The organism is Ancylomarina sp., from assembly GCF_041555295.1.
GTDB lineage: Bacteria > Bacteroidota > Bacteroidia > Bacteroidales > Marinifilaceae > Ancylomarina.
Genome location: NZ_JBFFKR010000471.1, coordinates 1 through 1,562 on the forward strand (window position 1 = coordinate 1; position 1,562 = coordinate 1,562).

General features: G+C 35.3%; 1 protein-coding gene. It reads right to left on the reverse strand.

Going from position 1 to position 1,562, the window contains the following annotated elements; all coding sequences use genetic code 11:
• Window positions 1–1,562 (reverse strand): hypothetical protein (locus ABY905_RS17190; protein WP_372646117.1); only part of this gene is annotated, 1,562 nt, incomplete at both ends.

Below are 1,562 nucleotides of genomic sequence, written 5' to 3' on the forward strand. Positions count from 1 at the left end.
AATTGGAGATGCGTTTAACGATGTGAAACTTGAGATAGACATTTTATTTCCCTTCGTATCAAGAGAACCATTATCTAAGAATAAATCTCCTGTTGTCGTTAAAGCATTTTGTAAAATCCAGGATTGATCATCTCCATCGAAATAGACATCACCATCTAAGGCTTTCCCTGCAAAATCAATAGGCTTATCAGCAGTTAAACCATCACCTTTAAAGTTTAGATCACCTGACATTTCTAGGGTCATATTTTCACTGAAATCAAGAAGACCGTGAATATCTAATTGATTTTGGACTTTAAAAATTGATGATGGATCTACATCGTCAGTCCACGTAATATTGTGGCATCTCGCATCAGAATTGATTAGAGCCGTTTTACTTCCTAGGAAAGAATTAGAATCGAAAAAGACATTGTCGAGCTCAGTAGGTATACATCCTTCGGATACTCCTCCTGAAGTTTTACTCCAGTTCAAATAGTTAGACCATTCATCGTTTACTCCGTTACCTACCCAATATAAATCAACGGCTGTAATTGAGCTCACCGTCCAGTTCGTAACATTAGTTTGTTTTATAGAGTTATTGGCTAAATAAGTGACTGAAGAACCGATACCATTAATGTCTGTTAGTAAAACGAAGTTTGCGTTTATACTTGTTTTAACTTCCAAGTCAGCCTGTTTGCCACTTTTACTTCCTCGGATGTCTATAGGGAAATTACAAGATCCAAGAGCTGTGAATTCTTCAATTGGGAAAGTTATATTTGATTCGAACTTAAAGGTATTTGGTTTTGTTCCTTTGTTAAGAGTCAGTTTTCCAATGTCTACAGTTCCATTTAATTCTCCTCCTTCTTCGAAGGTTAAGTCGTTAACTCTCGTATTAATGAGATTTGAATTGAAAGTCCCTCCATCGGAAAATAAAATTGAGTTAAAAGTGTATTTCCCAGAAAAGCTGCCTCCAATATAAAAGTCTTTATTGCTGAGAATGATGATTTGACTATTAATTGATAATAAAGTAAAAGTTTCTGAAGCAGTTTCATCTGCTGTAAATATGTAGAGAGCACGACCATTTTCATAGCCATGAATTGTAAATATTGAATTACTAATATCCAATGTTCGTTTCTTACCAAAATCGGTGTTTGTTGCTTCAAAGTAGTTGCAGGAAATATCAAAGCCAGCAGAAATAAAATGACCGTTTTCAAGTATTAGATTTCCATCAAGATTAAGATTACTTCCTAAAGTCCATTCGCCATCTATACCATCGAAAGTGACATTGTTTGGGAAATCAAAAGTATGAAGTACTAGAGTGTTCCCTTTTTCTGTCGAACGGAAATAGAAATTAACATCAGGTAAATTGATTGTTAGAGTATTGTTTAGAAATAACGAGCCATAAATGTAAGCACTTGAGATCTCAACAGTCCCCATTTGTAATATTGGATTATTGCCTTCAGAACCTCTCCAGTCCATTGTTCTGCATCGAATGTCCCCACTTCCTGTGGTTACAATCTGATTGGTATTTCCCGTAAATGAATTAATGTCAAAGTAGACATTGTCAAGAGCTGTAGGTACACAAG